This window comes from Pseudoalteromonas sp. NS-SX12 (assembly GCF_057367955.1).
In genome coordinates, this window is the sequence record NZ_CM170635.1 from 491,293 (window position 1) to 507,590 (window position 16,298).

Sequence of the window (16,298 nt, forward strand, 5' to 3'; positions counted from 1 at the left end):
CTTAGCGATTCAAGTAAAGCCTTAATATGTGTCAAACTTAAGCCCGTTAGACGCTCAAGATTCAGCTTCTTTTTCCTCTGGCAGCCACGCGCGCAGTTTAGTTTTAAGGTTGGCTTCAACAATTGGTTTAGTAATGTAATCATCCATGCCGGCTGCAATACACTTTTCGCGATCGCCAACCATTGCATTTGCTGTCATTGCGATAATTGGAATGCGTGTGTTGTGCTTTCCTGCCTTACCATTTCGAATCGCCTTGGTGGCATCATAGCCGTCGAGTTCTGGCATTTGGCAATCCATCAAAATTGCAGTAAAGCTGTCTTCGCTTTCGTTTAATATGGTTAGGACCTCTTGCCCATTTGAGGCAATTTTAACGTCCGTTAAACCTAACTTTGCTAAAGTGCTTTTGGCAACAATTTGATTTACTTGGTTATCTTCGGCAAGCAGTAGTTTAATATTTTTCGCCCATTTAACCTGCTCATTAGTAGCATGAGTTTGTAGCGTTTGAATATAATGGCGAGTTACTAAGGGTGTTGCTTGCTCAAGTGCATCGCCGCCGTCAACCACAATCGATAACGCATCGAGTAAGTCTGAGGTAGTCGCGGGTTTTGGAAAATAACCCGCAAAACCAAGCTCTGCGAAATAAGATGCATCGCCTTGATGGTTCATTGAGGTCATCATCACCAATTTTGTTGCATGAAAATCTGCGTGCTGTTTAATTGCTTTACCTAATTTCGCACCATCAACATTCGGCATTTGCATATCCAAAAACGCAATATCAAAGCATCGTTGGTGAGTTTCAAAGTAGGATTTACACGCCAACATCGCTTCATCTGCTGAAAGTGCTTCTGTTACACGTGCTCCCCAAAACTCAAATTGACCACGTAAAACGTCTAAATTTGTTTTATTGTCGTCAACAATCAAAATATGTAATTTACTAATATCAATCGATGGAATACTGGCTTTAGCCCCACTGCCACAGCCAAGCACTAAACTAAATTTGAAGCTGCTTCCCTTGCCCTCGAGACTACTCACCTCAATACTGCCCCCCATCAATTCACATAACTGCTTTACGATGGCCAAGCCCAACCCAGTACCACCGTATTTACGTGTTGTAGATGCATCTACCTGAGAAAATGTTTTAAAAAGCTTGGATTGTTGCTGCTCAGGAATACCAATTCCGGTGTCATTAACCTCACAATTCAGAATATATTTATCAGAATCTTTTAATTCTAAGGCCGCTTTTATCACGACTTCACCGTGTGAGGTAAACTTAATGGCATTGCCTACTAAGTTGTATAGTATTTGCCGAAGACGGTTCGGATCGCCCATTACGGTTTGCGCATTAACCTTAGTAATATCAAGTATCAATTCAAGGTTTTTTTGATGGGCTTGAATCGCTGCGGCCTCTGCAAATTCGCCAAGCAAGGTGCGTAAATCAAATTCTATAAATTCAAGTTCGAGTTTACCTGCATCAATTTTTGAAAAGTCCAAAATATCATTTAACAAATTTAATAATGCATTTGCACTACCAATTGCCACATTTACCCGATGCAATTGCTCTTTCGATAGCTCACTTGTTTGCAGTAAATTAAGCATTCCCAACACCCCATTCATTGGTGTTCGGATCTCATGACTCATTGACGCCAAAAATTCACTTTTGGCTTTATTGGCATTTTCTGCTTGATGCTTAGCTAATTCCAGCGCTTTATTTATTTCAATACGCTCGGTTACATCGGTAAGCGATCCTGCCATACGCGTTGCATTGCCATTTTCATCCCAAATTGCGGTACCTCTTGCACGATAAAACCGGTACTCCCCACTTTTTGTGCGCAAGCGGTATTCAATATCGTAAAGCTGCCTTTCTTTTAAATGTTGTTCGATTGCTTTATTAACACGTTCTTTATCATCAGGGTGCAGGGCATTTTCAAAACTCGCAAAAGTATTAGGAAACGCCTCATCGTATGACGAGTAGCCTAGTAATTCTTTATAGCGCGGCGCATAATAAACCGTTCCGGCTTTTATATCCCAATCCCACAAACCATCGTTACTTCCAGCTACAGCCACTTTATAGCGTTCTTCACTGAGTTTAATTGCACGCTCAGAAGCCGCTAAACGCCGATAGGGATCGAGCAATAATCTGTGGCCAACGAGATAAAGTACAATCCAAGCCACTAAAAGGCTTATTAAAATTGACGACGCAATTTTAATAATCACCGCCATCACGCGCTGCTCAATAAGTTGCATATTTAAATGATAATTGAGCGTAAGTCCCGTATTACCAAGTGCCAACGTAGCAACTGATAAATATTCGGTATTGCTCATTAAACTTGAGAAATCTAACCATTTTCCATTAAGCGTTACGCCATAATTCGCACTGTTTATTACATCTTGAAAAAGCTCGGCGAGGGAATAGCGGAATTCAACAATCATTACCCCTTCGGTAAAACCGTTATACTTTACAGGTACCGCAATTAAGAAATGATCACCTGCTTGCAACGTATTTAAAGTAACTACGTGTGCAACGTTCTCACTCAAAAGTTGTGCAAGCCAAGGGGCGTTTAAATCTGGAGGCTCTGCTTCACTGTTACTATAAACAAGTTCACTAGCAATATTCACAAGCCAAATTGGATGCTTTTTACCGACTAAATGGTAGTCATCTAAATAATCTGACAAAGATGCAGCAGACACATCTGAGCCCATAACACCATTTACTAACATAGGTTGCTTAGCCAAGTCATGCAGCAGCTGTAATCGTGTTTCGACAAACTGTTCAATGTAACTTGCACTCAACTTAGCTTCAGTCTTGGCGTTATTAATCTCATATTGACGCATATTTTTATCGGTGGTGAAACCAACAAACACTGCGCTCACCAACACCGACAATAACAGGCTTAGCACCACAAAAGATAAAAATGCGCTGTTTGCTGATAGCTGTGTACTTAACTTATTATTCGCCATTTAGCGCTCTTTATTGTTAAACACACGAATACCGCCATTCTCTTTGTACTCGGCCATGCATAAGTGTTCAAGTCCTAATGCGTCGTGAGCGTCAGGCTGTGCTGGGCTCCATTGAGAAAACGGCTGTTCATATGTTTTAATCAAACCTGTAATGGGGTTCTTAATACGCTCCAATTCATTACGCAAAGATAAACGAATATCACTAATATCGCCCTCGGGTTTAACATTAGCGAACGCCGTGAAAAATATTTTCGCAAAATCGAAGCTATGAATAAATCCAGCTGGCGCCGATAAATTTTCCAATCCAGTAAATTTATTTGGAAACAACTTTGTAGCTGTAATCGCGGCCTGTTTTGCAAGAGGAGATTGGTTTTGTGGTTCGATAGCGAAACACGTTTGAATAAAGTTTAATTTAACGTCAGTGGCTAGATGTTGCTTAACATGGTTAAAAAAGTCGCCGCCAGTGATCCCCCAATGGCTCACTATTGGCACGCGTTGGTCAGCCGGCAGCGCCGCCATTGCATCAACAAATTGCTTTCCCTCTACTGCATTACCAACAAACAAAATACATTCTGCGCGCGTCGAGGTAATATCTCGCAGCATTATTTTGGCTTGATTAAGTTTTGTATTCCAACTAAACCAGGTTACAGGCCCCTCATTTTCGCTGCCTAGCGCCTTTCGCATGGTAGTGTGGTTAGACTTGCCCCAAGGCGTTTGCTCAAGCAGCATGTGTGGCTGCTCACATCCTAATTGATCACGCGCAAAGCTTACGATGCGATGCCCGGCTTTAGTGCCATCAACCGACACACGAAAAACCCAATTTGTTGGCTCTGCATGGCGAGTGATTGGCCCACCTGCGGCCCATGGTACTAACAGCAACACTTCATTTTTACTAATAAACTGTTTGTACTTAATATAAGGTGGCGAATGTAAGCCGCCCAGCATAAACAGAGCATTTGGGTCTGCTAAAAACTGCTTCATATGCAACAAACTACGATTACTGTTGCCGCGATGATCTTTTTCAATAAAGTTAAATTCTACATTGTTAAACTCGTTTTCGTATTGCGAAAGCGCAGTTAAAAAGCCCATTTTCATCGCATTGGCGGATTCTGCATGATTTGAATAGTCAGAGTCATGGTAGATATTAAAAACGCGCTTTTGTGCAATTGCGTGACTTGTGATAAACAGGGAAACCACCAGTATCCCTCTTACTAAAACTAACATCTGTTTACCTGCAAAATTTCCAGTAATTAAACAATAGTCAACATTTCAAGTTTAGAGTAGTGATAAGCAATTAATTTTGTTCAATAAAGCCATTGTATATTTGTTATTACGCAAAAAGCTATCAAAGCTGAAATCACGTGAAAATTGCGTTCCGAGCGGGGATGCTGTACCCTGCTCGGCCGCCGTTATAAGAGTTACTAAAAATGCATTTCTCAGACTTAAACCTGTGCCCTGAAATAAACCAAGCAATTGAAGAGCAAGGTTATGAAAGCCCAACGCCAATTCAAGAAAAGTCAATTCCAGCAATATTAGCGGGACGTGACGTAATGGCTGCGGCGCAAACCGGTACAGGTAAAACCGCAGGTTTTACCCTGCCAATGCTAGAAATGCTAAGCAAAGGGCCAAAAGTTAGTAGCAATCAAGTGCGCGCATTAGTACTCACACCAACGCGAGAATTAGCAGCTCAAGTTTGGCAAAGTGTTGCAACCTACAGCAAACACCTCCCCCTTTCATGCCAAGTTGTTTACGGTGGTGTTAAAATTAACCCACAAATGCTGAAACTGCGAAAAGGCTGCGATATTTTAGTTGCCACACCAGGGCGATTACTCGATCTCTTTCAGCAAAATGCCGTAAAATTTGACCAACTTGAGTTGTTTGTGCTCGATGAAGCTGACCGCATGCTCGACATGGGTTTTATTCATGATATTAAACGCGTTATTAAAGCGCTGCCTTCAAAGCGACAAAACTTGCTGTTTTCAGCAACCTTTTCTGACGATATTCGCGCACTTGCTAAAGGTCTAATTAACGACCCAATCGAGATCTCAGTTGCTGCTGCCAATACAACCGCTAAAACAGTGACCCAATGGGCCTATCCCGTTGATAAAAGCAAACGTACTAGCTTGCTTAAACACCTAATTAAAACCAATAACTGGCAACAAGTATTGGTATTTACGCGTACTAAGCATGGTGCAAACCGTTTGGTTCGTGACCTTGAAAAAGCCAAAATCAATGCCGCTGCAATTCACGGTAATAAAAGCCAAAGCGCACGTATGAATGCACTTAATGGCTTTAAATTAGGTGATGTAAATGTACTGGTTGCTACCGATATTGTAGCGCGTGGACTCGATATTCAAGAGCTACCTTATGTGGTTAACTTTGACCTACCAAATGTGTATGAAGATTATGTTCACCGTATTGGTCGTACTGGCCGTGCGGGTGCATCGGGCGAAGCAATTTCGTTTGTAACCCAAGACGTAGCTGCCGATTTATTTGGTATTGAACGACTTATCCAAGAAGTTATTCCGCGTAAAATTGAAGCTGGGTTTGAACCACAAAGCCCTGTGCCAGAATCAAAGCTAGATACGCGTCCAATTAAGCCTAAAAAGCCGAAGAAACCGAAAAAGCCAAAAGAAAACGCGAGTACCAACGACAAAGTAAAAGCTGAAGCAAAAGCGGCAAGTAAGCCAAAAAAGAAAAGCAGTTCACACAATGCTAAGCCTAAAAATGGCGAAAAACCAAAGCAAAACAGCAAAGGCAGAAGTGATAATAACGGACAAGCTAAGCGCCCGAAACGAAAGCCAAACAATGTGAAATTTAAAGCAAACAAATAACAGAAAGCCAGCATTAGCTGGCTTTTTTATATTCTTGCTATCGTGGATTCAAAACACGTTAAAAAGTCGGAGTTCTATTTTTCTTTAAAAATAATAAATAACATAATTATCGAATCTGGAATAATAATTGAGTTTCTTACACACAATTTAGCATCTAGTTGACTAGAAGTACTCTGTAAAGTCTAGTATTTTTGTGAACCACAAAAACAGGATGAATCATCAATTAGAATTAACGGTTCTCAGTTAATTCAAACTAAATATCTCCTCTACAGTGACATTAAAAAAGATCGCCAGCTTCAAAGCAATTGTTACCGAAGGTGTAAACCGGCCGGTTTCAATCGTACTAATCGTTTTTCTAGACACACTAATAGCATCAGCTAATGCTTGCTGTGATATTTTATGTTCAGCACGTAACACAGCAATACGATTTTTAACCTCACTCATCACTAACTTTCGCCATATTCGTGCGAATTTTCAATATCTTGATTATCTTTGAAATTTCGCCATAAAATGTAGCCTCCCTGTGCACCAAACATACATCCAATACACAGTTTTGCCGCATATTTAAGGGTAAAGTAATGCGCAAGCCAATCATCAAAAAGCATAAAAACAAATAAAGCGATTACAGCGCCTGTGGCAGCATAACTATATGATGTTTGATAAACATGTTTTAAATATTCATCATCACATCTTTCCGTCATGTGTTTAAAGCTCTTAGCACTCCAATACAATATCAATAAGAATAATATGGCACCCAAAGTTCCCCAAAATGCATTAAAGGTGAATTCAAAGCTGGTATAAATAGCATCGACTGTAAAAAATAAACCAACAGCAAAAAGTATTTTCGCCGTAATTAGTAAATTTCGTTCTTGTTTTAAAATAGCAGTCATAATTATCATTCCTTAGCATTGCACTGCAAATATTTGGTCTTTATAAACCACCCACTGACGGCACTCTTATAAACTAATATCACTTTACCAAAGCCACTATATCCATCTTTTGGAATACGTCTTCGGTATTTATGTTTGTATTAAGCTGTCAAAAGTAACATTAAATTGATAATGACCAATTAAACATTGCTTCAATAAGATGACAAAATGGCTAATACAAATTAGCCTTTTCTAAATACTTTCAATTTATCAACCAATGTAAGATGTCCATTATGTAACTTTGTACTCAGCTCAAATACTTTCTTTAACTTTGATATTTAAATTCTATCAGCCAAAAGTGTAACCCCTAGGTATCACCAAATCAATCATTTTGTAACCTTAAGGTATCTTGTTGATACATTAAGGTATCAACAAATAGTTATTCATTTCACTCGTTAGTGAAATAACCTTTAAATAATGTGCCTGCCCTGTACTTACAGTGATCAAACAAACTTTAATTTAACTAGGTCACATTTAATTTATACGTTTTATTATGTTTTCTCGTGATCGTTAAATTGGAAAAGCGATGCTCAAACCGAACCATAAACTCCATTCAGTTTTTAGAATCTAATGCAATTAACAGCTTAATTGAAAATAACACAATAATAGTATTGAGATCGATTATCATTTGAATTACGATACGCAACAATTTTAGTCACTTGTGAATTTAGGTCCCTGTTATGAAATCGCGTGCTTTTAAACTAAGTACTTTATTTGTCGCCACATCTTCAGTATTCGCTACCCCACTTTTTGCTAACGATCAAACAGATAAAAGCATCGAAAAAATTGAGGTGTTAGGAAAGAACCACTCAAACTACCTTGCCGTTGAAGCAGAAACCGCTTCAAAACTCGGTATTTCAATTAAGGAAACGCCACAATCGGTACGCGTAATTACTCGTGCCCTTATGAACGACTTTTCACTTGATGATGTGAATCAAGTACTTGAAACAACTCCGGGCGTTTCGGTAGAAAAAATTGAAACCGATCGTACTTACTACAAAGCGCGCGGTTTTGATATCACCAACTTTCAAGTAGACGGGTTGGGATTACCGCAAGAAAGTGGCGCACTGCAAGGCACACTTGATACAGCCATTTATCAACGAATTGAAGTGGTTATGGGTGCGAACGGCATGATGACAGGTGCCGGCAACCCATCAGCTACGGTTAACTTTATTCGTAAACGTCCAACCGATGATCTGCGCGCCAATGTGTCAATTACTGCGGGTTCTTGGTCAAATATGCGCTTGGATGCAGATGTGTCAGGCCGCTTAAATGAATACGCAGCAGGACGTGCTGTAGTTGTTAAACAAAAACGTGATTCATACCTTGACCGCTACAGCGTTGAACGTGACGTATTTTATGGTATTACCGAGTTAAACCTAACTGATAGCACCACATTAACAACAAGCCTTACCTACCAGCAAAACGATGCTGACAGCCCACTTTGGGGTGCACTTGCATTATTTGATTCAGAAGGGAACCCTACAGATTATGATACCTCTACTTCTACCGCGGCTGACTGGGCTTATTGGAATAACACGTCAAAACAAGCTTTTGTAGAATTAGAGCAACTTGTAGGTGATAACTGGAGTGTGATCGCACGTTATGCGCATACTCAAACCGAGCAAGACTCAAATCTATTTTATGTTTATGGTACGCCAGATGCGCAAACGGGTTTAGGTTTAACCGGTTATGCCAGTGATTACCAACTAACCGACCGCCTTAACCTATTTGATGTGTATGCCAAAGGGAGCTTTGAATTATTCGGACAAGAGCACTTAATTGCAGCTGGTGCGAGTGTTGCTGATATGGCATATCAAGATAGCTCGTTATACGATTACACGACCGGAAATGGCTTCCCAGCGATGCCAAATCTAAATGATTGGGATGGTGTAGCACCAGTACCAGTATTAAAAGACGGCTTAAATGGTTCTCGTGTAGACAGTGAACAAGTTTCAGAATATGTCTCTGCGCGTTTCTCGATTACAGATGATTTAAAACTACTTGCAGGTATTCGTCACACCGCTTGGGAAACTAACGGTTTATCATACGGTAAAAACAAATCTCGTGATGTGAGCGACACGACCTCTCACTTAGGGTCAGTTTATCAAATCAACGACGATATTAATGTTTACGCATCGTACAGCGAAACCTTTGCTCCGCAAGCTGAAGAAGATAATAACGGCCAAACGCTTGACCCTATTAGTGGCGATACAAAAGAAATTGGTATTAAAACTGAGTTATTTAACGATTTAATGATGTTAAATGTGGCTATTTTTGATGCTGAACAGAAAAACATCGCGATTGGTGTTACCCAAGATCCAAACGATAACGACAACGATGATGGAAAAATTCAGTACCATAGAGCTGCACCTGGTATTCAATCGCAAGGTTTTGAACTTGAATTAAGTGGTGAAGTTGGGTTTGGTATTAGTGCGAACTTAGGCTACACCTACACTGATATTGACGTATCGGATACAATTAATTCAGGCAATAAAGACGCGCAATTAGTAAAAGACTATACGCCAAAACAAGTATTTAAACTTGCTGCTAAATACGATGCGACTTTTGTTGATGGCTTATCATTTGGCATGAACATGCGTTGGCAAGACGATATTAGCCGAGTGCAAAACGACACTCCACTTATTGTTACGAAACAAAACGCCTACGCACTTGTGAATATGATGGCAAGCTACGAAATTAATTCGCAAGTAAGTGTTACAGCTAACGTAAACAACGTATTTGATAAGAAGTACGTGAATTCACTTTACTGGGCACAAGGTTTTTATGGTGCACCGCGTAACTACGCACTGTCACTTAACTGGTCACTATAACAAAACTCAAAACGTAAAGGTCGCGCTATGCGGCCTTTTGTTGTTTTTATAAACGGACGTCACCGAATTATGAAAAAGAAACTCCATCTTTGGCACCGCTACTGCGGTTTAGTCATTGCCCTGCCGCTTATTATAATTTCGCTTACGGGCAGTATTTTAGTTTTTAAAGAAGAAATTGATCACTTAATTATGCCCGAGCTGGCAAGTGTGAATGCTTCACCTGGAACACGCCTTAGCTACGATAACTTGCACACAACCATCAAACATAACTTACCTAACTATGAAATTGGTAGCTGGGAAATATTTGATGATGGGCAAACCGCTGATCGGGTATATGTACTCAAGCACGGTACAGATGAGTGGTCTAAAATTTATTTAGATCAATACCAAGGTATTGTTCGATCAACGCCACAAGCGGTCGACTATTACCTTACCGATTGGCTGTTAGACCTACATTACAAGTTCTTGATTGGCGAAACAGGCCTTTGGTTTACAGGCACTATTTCGCTTATTTTAATGTTTATGGGCATTTCAGGCCTCATTATTTACCGTCAGTTTTGGAAGAAATTTTTTACCTTGCGCGTAAAGGTTAAACGCATCGCTTTTTTTAGCGATCTACATAAGCTAGTCGGAATTTGGTCTGCGCCAGTGCTGCTTATTTTAGGTTTTACAGGTGTATACTGGAATATTTCTGAAATTATTCATCATGAATTTGAGCACGCTGATGAGCCACCACATTTAGTTAAAGGCCCACTATACAACCACCAGCTTTCACTCGATAACTTAATGGTAACCGCAAAAACACAAATGGGCGGCTTTAGGGCGACTTATTTAATGTTCCCTTATGAACCCGACTTACCCCTCACGTTTTTTGGCGACGTTGCAAATACCAGTTTTGTAACGAGTGAATACGCGTCAACGGTCAGCTTTGATAAAGAGACAGGTAAACAACTTTCCAATTACGATATTCGTGAAGCACCGTTCTTTTTAGTTGCAGTAGATAGCTTTCGCAAGCTACATTTTGGCTATTTTGCAGGGTTACCGAGCCGTATAATTTGGTGTTTAATCGGTTTAACACCGCTTATATTTTCGGTTACCGGATGCTATTTGTGGCTTAAACGCAGAAAACCCAAACGCCGAATGCAACATAAAAATGAATACGTTACCTCGTAATTATGTGTTTTGCCGAATATAAATATATTCGGCAAAACTAAAACCGTAAATACAACTTAAATTCAGCAAGTTAAAACCAAATATAAAAATAAAATAAACTTTACATAAAATAAGTGTTGAATTATCAACCAAACAGACCCACTATTAAAGTAACAGTAATTTTTAAGTTGTAAATTATGCTTCGTTGGTTGTTTGTCGTTACAGTAGTTGTTTTGGCGCTTAGCTTAAGCACCACGACAGCTATAGCAAGCGATAGCCAAGCAACCGTTATCAGCTTTGATAACTCTGAAGACTTAAATCCAAACCAACTTGATTTTGACGACGTCGTGTTAGACGTCAGCACAAAAAACGCCATAGCGTTAAGTTTTTACCAACCCAACCAGCTATTACAACCTGCGATTCAATCACGCATCGCGATTAAACTAATAAGAGCACCGCCTACAACCTGTTAGCTTTTCATATTTATCTTAATTCTAACAGTTAATAAATAAGGTGGTCGTTATGAACCAATTCACTTCATTTTCAACAAAACCGCTTCTTGAAGGCGCAAGCTTATTTGCACAAGTTCATGTAGACACAAGTGTGTCACTTTCAAGCCCTGCTTCATTTGTAATGCATGGCTTTCACCTTGAGCCTTTGCAGTATATTGATATCGATACTAATTTAGATGATGCAAACCGCATTTTGGAAAAAACCCATATGCGCACTAGCTTTGTAGTTGATGGACAAAACCAACTTAAAGGCGTGATTTCAAAGGCGCGCTTGGCAAGCAGCTATGTACTTAAAATAGCAAGTAAAAAAGGCTTAACACGCGCGCAACTTACGATTGGTGACATTATGGTGAGATTAGAAGAAATTGACACCGTGTCGGAAACAACACTCGCCAATGCCAAAGTAGGCGACGTGTTAAAAACCATGGAAAAAGCCAGTTACGAATATTTATTGGTAACCGGTGCTAATCAAAACGAATTGCGCGGCTACTTTGATTTAATTGATATTGCAAAAATCACTGGCTATTCACTTAATCAGGCAAAAAGTGCCAAGACTTTCAGTCAATTGGTTGATTCGCTAGTCAATCACAGCGAAATTTAGATCAAAAATCGCCCAGTATTTACTGGGCGATTACTTAACGAGTTTAACAACAAGGAAGTGGTTTACAATCAGCTAAGTTGTGAACGTCTACCAGCTTTTACTTTTAAGGCAATAAAAACCACAAGTAATACACTGCCTAACATAAACAAGCTCAATGAAATGGGAATAAGAAAAAATGCCTCCCTTAAAAACCCATTTTCATTAACCGTAACTCCATTAAATTGATAAGCAAAATACGCGACTAATGAGAAACTAAAACACACTATTGCAGGCCAAACTTTTTTAAACGACATTTTCTCACTTAAATCATACTGTTCTTAGATTATTAAGAATAGTATGAGTTTATGTTCCAGATAAAACAAGTATGTTGAACCAACTTACGGGAATACCCAGCACGAACCTCTGTTACAAAGATTAAAAAGGTCAACATTCATTGACCTTTTTAATCCATAAGATGGAGAGTTTAAAGTTGGTAAGTCACTTTTCCGTTTAACTCTGCAACATTTGTAATTTTGGTTTGTCCTTTAAGTTCAGCAAACGGTTTTTCACGGTAACTAGCACCTCTTAGTTGTACATTAATACGAGAAGCTTTTTCATTTGCTACTGTAGCCAAATAAAAACTTTTAATATCTGACAAAGTTACTTTTCGTACTTCTTCGGTCAGCTTCTGCTTTGAATCGTACTGCCAGTTTTCTTTGTACCAATCGTCTAAGATAGGTGACACTTCTTCATACATATTTTTTGGTGCCTGGGTTAAGCCGACAATAACACCTTGCTTAATCGCATTGAACTGGTCTTGCGTTAATTTATCCAATGCTATTTGGTACTCTACTTTGAAATCATCAAAACGTTTCTGTGCTTGCACTAAGTCCATTACAGGTGACTGAATGTAAAGGCCAACACCGGCATATTCATCAACTGTGTAGTCAAACGCACCAACCGCATAGGCAAGCTGTTCTTCAGTACGTAGCTGGTTAAACGCTTCGTGGTTAAAGTGTTTCGCAAGAACCTTGGCTGTTGCTTTTTGTTTGAAACCAGTCTGACTGTGTACGTGAATGTCTACTAGTCCATTATCTGCGGATAATGTATCTTTTTGATAACTTAGCACTTGACCTGGGCGAGGGGTAATCGTCTTCACTGTAGCAAAATCTGTTTGTTTGTGATTTATACCTAAAGATTTACCGACTAATTTTGCTACTTGCTCGAGGTTTTCATCGTTATAGTTACCAAACGCAAACACTCTAGGTTGGTTTTCATTTAATAACAGGCGCATTTGTGCGTTAAACCCTGCTAAATCAAGTTTATTCACTGCCGCAATTAAAGCCTCACTCTCAAACTGGTGTGCCTTTGTTAAATTAATAAGCGCGGGAAATAATTGGCGAACAGTAAATTGTTTTTTCGCGTTATTAAGTTTTCGAATATAGCGGTCTTTTGCTTGTTCAAACCCTGTTTGACTCACTGTAGGTATTAAATTATTTAACAATTCAGTAAGTAAGAATGACTGTTTATCAGTAAAGCCATTTAATAAAACACTCATACCGTTTGAGTTTTGAGCAAATGCTTTGATTCCCGCAACACTTGCTTCTGCTCTAAGTAGACTCTGCTCTAAGTTATAAAGATCAGACCATAGAGACAAGGCTACATGGCTTTCTATATTCGCGTTAGCATCACCAGCGTTAAAATCAATTTTGATCACCCCTTTTGGCTGTTCAGCAAATAATTGACTAGGATAGTGCCACACTTTTACTCCGTGCTTGTCTACCTTTAACTCAGCTGTTGCCTGCTTCATTTCTTGAGTTTTTAAATCAAAGTTTTCAGGTAGTAAGCGATTAACTGCGGGCAAATTAAGTGCGGTTTGAGTTGAAGCTTGCCAACTTGATATTTCTGCCTCAGAAATGTCTTCGATGCGGTACTCTCCCGCATAAAAATGTTGCTTGCTGTCTACTTTTTCATCTTTGCTTATGTACCAAATACGCAATGTATCAGGAGTAAGCTGCTCTAACACATTATTTACAGCGTCAGCATCAAACTGACCAAAATAATACGGTGCATTGATACTGTAATTAATCGGGTAATCTTGCATACTATCTACAAGTTGCGCAGCGTAACTAAATTCATCTGTTTTTTGTAAGAAACGAAACTCGTTATCAAGCGATGTTTTTATCTCACGATAATATTTCTCATCAACTCCTTTATCTTTGATAAGCTGAATGTATTGCATCAATGTCGCAACAATTTCGTCACGCTTTGCCATACCTTGGTCGGTAAGGTTTAGCGTTATTGACATTTCACCATAGTTACCATAGTGGTTTGGGCTCGCACCAGCACTTAATGAACTAATCCAACCTCGGGCTTTCAAAATTTGTGCAGGTGTTCCTGGCATTTCTGAGTCTAATAAATAAGAGACATAGCGGTTTGGTTTAAACTTAAATTGATCTTGATTATTGCGAATTGTGAAATCAAGTTTCAGTTGTTTTAAATCGTTATTTGGCTTGTAGTAAATTTTTTTTGCAGCCAGATTTGTAAAGTCAATTTCTTGCTGTATGCGCGGCTTTTCGATGTTTTTATCTTTAATTGATGAAAAATGTTTGTTAGCTAATCGTTCCATTTCATCAAGAGGTAGATTACTGATTAACGCAACCTTCATAATATTTGCTGAATAGTACTTATTATAAAAATCAACTGTTTCTTGATGTAAATTACTATCAGGCTTATCGCCTAAGGTCTCTAAATTACCAATTAAGAAACGGTTAGCTGGGTGCTCGCCCATCATTTCGCGCGATAACTTAAATTGACCGAAGAAGTCTAATTCTCGTCGCATTGACCACTCAGCATTTACTGCATTAATTTCTTTATCTGTATACTCAGGATATAGTTTTGGTGCCTTAAAAAAATCTGAGAAACGATCTAAAGTTGCATCATATGCATCATTGTTTACTTTAAACATGTAGTTTGTATACGTAAGCCAAGTCGATGCATTTGAGACACCGCCATTTTGAGACAAGAATTCTTTATATTCATTGGTATCTGGGTACTTGTCCGTGCCTAAAAACAATAGATGCTCTAAGTAGTGTGCCATACCTTGCTGTGTTTTCGGGTCTTGTAGGAGACCAACTCCAACATTAAGTGCAGCAGCAGACTTTTCTGTGCTTGGATCTGAAACTAGGATAACTTCTAAGTTATTTTCCAATTTCAAGGTGCGGTAACTACGCTTATCATTTGGACTAACAGCAAGCTCTGTTAAAGGAGAAAGTTGATTAGTTGCAACCGCTGTTGAGTTTTGATTCGTTGTTTGTGAGCAAGCAGTCGCTAATGCGAGCGCTATTGCACTGACCGTAAATGCTTTTTTCATTGTAAAATCCTGGTTTCCCTTTGAAATAGTGAGTGCAATCTACTTGTTAAACAACGAAAAATGATTAATTTGTGACTAATGGTAATATGAAAGGATGAACGGTAGAAAAGATGATTATAAGTAGCTTTCTTTCTAAAAACGAAATCAAAAAGGAAATAAGTTAGCGTGTTCAACTAATCACGCTAACTTTTAATCTTTACTTTTAAGCTTTACTTTTGAATAAACGAACGCCCGGCAATATCCACATTAAAGGTTTCAATAGCACCGCGTTTTTGCATGGTTACAAACACGGTTTTGCCGTCTTTACCACCAAACGCCAGATTGGTTGGGAACTGTCCTTTTAGTTTAATTTCTCTTAGTAACTTACCTTTTGAAGAAACCACTGCAATAACACCTGCACCATAGCGTGCAATATATAAGTTACCTGCTTTATCTGTACGCATGCCATCAAGGCCATGATCTTTAAATTCGATTAGTAGCTGTTTATTAGATATAGCACCTTTGCTGTCGAGATCATAACGCCATACTTTGCGCTGCACGCTTTCATTCACATACAAGGTGTTGTTATCTGGGCTCACTTCAACCCCATTGGTGGTGCCCATATTTGCCTCTAATAAACTTGTTTCACCTTGTTGGTTGATGCGCCATAAGTTACCTGTGCTGATTTGCCAGTTTGGGTCGCTCGCAAATAAAATACCGTTATCCATAATGGCGAGATCATTTGGTTGATTCATTTTTGCATTATGGGAAAACACCTTAACTTTGTCTGTGAGTTCGCCGCCTTGCGCTAAGTCTTTCGCAGCTATTGTTAGTACATTGTGATTAACGTAGTCAGCAATATACATATTGCCTTTTTTATCAAAGCGAATGCCATTACCGATAGAGCCATTTTTAAGCGTAACGAGCGTCTCGACTTTATCTTTACCAAGCACTTTACCGATAGTGCCTTGGTGGTTGTAATTCACCGCGTATAACACACCTTGCGAGTCAACTGCAGGGCCCTCTACTCCATTGGTAAACGCATTATCTTTCACCCAGTCACTTGTCTCAAATAACGTGTCACTGCTTGCATGGGCGGCAAATAATGCCAGAATTAGTGCACTTGCTATGTTTAATTTCATTGTTA

Annotated in this window: 12 protein-coding genes; 5 read left to right on the plus strand and 7 right to left on the minus strand. The window is 39.3% G+C overall.

The window, feature by feature from the left end; translation table 11 throughout:
- Positions 1-54: 54 nt before the first annotated feature.
- The gene (locus AC2IOM_RS16415) at positions 55-2,958 is read right to left on the minus strand and encodes a response regulator (RefSeq protein WP_486360462.1); all 2,904 of its coding nucleotides are present in this window, start codon (positions 2,956-2,958) and stop codon (positions 55-57) included.
- Positions 2,959-4,182, minus strand: coding sequence for a type 1 periplasmic-binding domain-containing protein (locus tag AC2IOM_RS16420; protein WP_486360463.1), 1,224 nt, complete (start codon positions 4,180-4,182; stop codon positions 2,959-2,961).
- Between the two features lie 203 nt (positions 4,183-4,385).
- Here AC2IOM_RS16420 and AC2IOM_RS16425 point away from each other — a divergent pair, with 203 nt between their 5' ends.
- Positions 4,386-5,792 carry a DEAD/DEAH box helicase gene (locus tag AC2IOM_RS16425; protein WP_486360464.1) on the plus strand — a complete coding sequence of 469 codons (1,407 nt, stop codon included), beginning with the start codon at positions 4,386-4,388 and terminating at the stop codon, positions 5,790-5,792.
- 243 nt (positions 5,793-6,035) lie between these two features.
- On the opposite strand, the gene AC2IOM_RS16430 is transcribed toward AC2IOM_RS16425, so the two are convergent.
- Both AC2IOM_RS16430 and AC2IOM_RS16435 read right to left on the minus strand, forming a co-directional pair.
- Positions 6,036-6,236, minus strand: coding sequence for a helix-turn-helix transcriptional regulator (locus AC2IOM_RS16430; protein ID WP_100915427.1), 201 nt, complete (start codon positions 6,234-6,236; stop codon positions 6,036-6,038).
- A gap of 2 nt (positions 6,237-6,238) precedes the next feature.
- Entirely contained in the window at positions 6,239-6,682 is a 444-nt protein-coding gene (locus AC2IOM_RS16435; RefSeq protein ID WP_486360465.1) for a hypothetical protein, read from the minus strand.
- A 719-nt stretch (positions 6,683-7,401) separates the two neighbouring features.
- Here AC2IOM_RS16435 and AC2IOM_RS16440 point away from each other — a divergent pair.
- The 4 genes from AC2IOM_RS16440 (at position 7,402) to AC2IOM_RS16455 (ending at position 11,820) form a co-directional block, all read left to right on the plus strand.
- Positions 7,402-9,555: a TonB-dependent siderophore receptor gene (locus AC2IOM_RS16440; protein WP_486360466.1), complete on the plus strand. Its 2,154-nt coding sequence runs from the start codon at positions 7,402-7,404 to the stop codon at positions 9,553-9,555.
- 69 nt (positions 9,556-9,624) lie between these two features.
- Positions 9,625-10,728: a PepSY-associated TM helix domain-containing protein gene (locus AC2IOM_RS16445; protein ID WP_486360467.1), complete on the plus strand. Its 1,104-nt coding sequence runs from the start codon at positions 9,625-9,627 to the stop codon at positions 10,726-10,728.
- A 176-nt stretch (positions 10,729-10,904) separates the two neighbouring features.
- The gene (locus AC2IOM_RS16450; RefSeq protein ID WP_138633551.1) at positions 10,905-11,180 is read left to right on the plus strand and encodes a hypothetical protein; all 276 of its coding nucleotides are present in this window, start codon (positions 10,905-10,907) and stop codon (positions 11,178-11,180) included.
- Positions 11,181-11,229: 49 nt separating this feature from the next.
- Complete coding sequence (locus AC2IOM_RS16455; RefSeq protein ID WP_138633548.1) at positions 11,230-11,820, plus strand: CBS domain-containing protein; 591 nt, start codon at positions 11,230-11,232, stop codon at positions 11,818-11,820.
- Between the two features lie 68 nt (positions 11,821-11,888).
- On the opposite strand, the gene AC2IOM_RS16460 is transcribed toward AC2IOM_RS16455, so the two are convergent.
- From AC2IOM_RS16460 to AC2IOM_RS16470, 3 genes are all read right to left on the minus strand, one after another.
- The gene (locus tag AC2IOM_RS16460; protein WP_486360468.1) at positions 11,889-12,113 is read right to left on the minus strand and encodes a DUF3955 domain-containing protein; all 225 of its coding nucleotides are present in this window, start codon (positions 12,111-12,113) and stop codon (positions 11,889-11,891) included.
- Between the two features lie 170 nt (positions 12,114-12,283).
- Complete coding sequence (locus AC2IOM_RS16465) at positions 12,284-15,172, minus strand: insulinase family protein (RefSeq protein WP_486360469.1); 2,889 nt, start codon at positions 15,170-15,172, stop codon at positions 12,284-12,286.
- Positions 15,173-15,381: 209 nt separating this feature from the next.
- A complete protein-coding gene (locus tag AC2IOM_RS16470) occupies positions 15,382-16,293 on the minus strand; it encodes an SMP-30/gluconolactonase/LRE family protein (RefSeq protein WP_486360470.1) in 912 nt (303 codons plus the stop codon).
- Positions 16,294-16,298 lie beyond the last annotated feature (5 nt).

Coding starts and splice junctions, on each gene's coding strand:
- AC2IOM_RS16455 (WP_138633548.1), top strand. CDS start 11,230: ATGAACCAATTCACTTCATTTTCAACAAAACCGCTTCTTGAAGGCGCA.
- AC2IOM_RS16440 (WP_486360466.1), top strand. CDS start 7,402: ATGAAATCGCGTGCTTTTAAACTAAGTACTTTATTTGTCGCCACATCT.
- AC2IOM_RS16415 (WP_486360462.1), bottom strand. CDS start 2,958: ATGGCGAATAATAAGTTAAGTACACAGCTATCAGCAAACAGCGCATTT.
- AC2IOM_RS16420 (WP_486360463.1), bottom strand. CDS start 4,182: ATGTTAGTTTTAGTAAGAGGGATACTGGTGGTTTCCCTGTTTATCACA.
- AC2IOM_RS16435 (WP_486360465.1), bottom strand. CDS start 6,682: ATGACTGCTATTTTAAAACAAGAACGAAATTTACTAATTACGGCGAAA.
- AC2IOM_RS16460 (WP_486360468.1), bottom strand. CDS start 12,113: ATGTCGTTTAAAAAAGTTTGGCCTGCAATAGTGTGTTTTAGTTTCTCA.
- AC2IOM_RS16470 (WP_486360470.1), bottom strand. CDS start 16,293: ATGAAATTAAACATAGCAAGTGCACTAATTCTGGCATTATTTGCCGCC.
- AC2IOM_RS16465 (WP_486360469.1), bottom strand. CDS start 15,172: ATGAAAAAAGCATTTACGGTCAGTGCAATAGCGCTCGCATTAGCGACT.
- AC2IOM_RS16445 (WP_486360467.1), top strand. CDS start 9,625: ATGAAAAAGAAACTCCATCTTTGGCACCGCTACTGCGGTTTAGTCATT.
- AC2IOM_RS16425 (WP_486360464.1), top strand. CDS start 4,386: ATGCATTTCTCAGACTTAAACCTGTGCCCTGAAATAAACCAAGCAATT.
- AC2IOM_RS16450 (WP_138633551.1), top strand. CDS start 10,905: ATGCTTCGTTGGTTGTTTGTCGTTACAGTAGTTGTTTTGGCGCTTAGC.
- AC2IOM_RS16430 (WP_100915427.1), bottom strand. CDS start 6,236: ATGAGTGAGGTTAAAAATCGTATTGCTGTGTTACGTGCTGAACATAAA.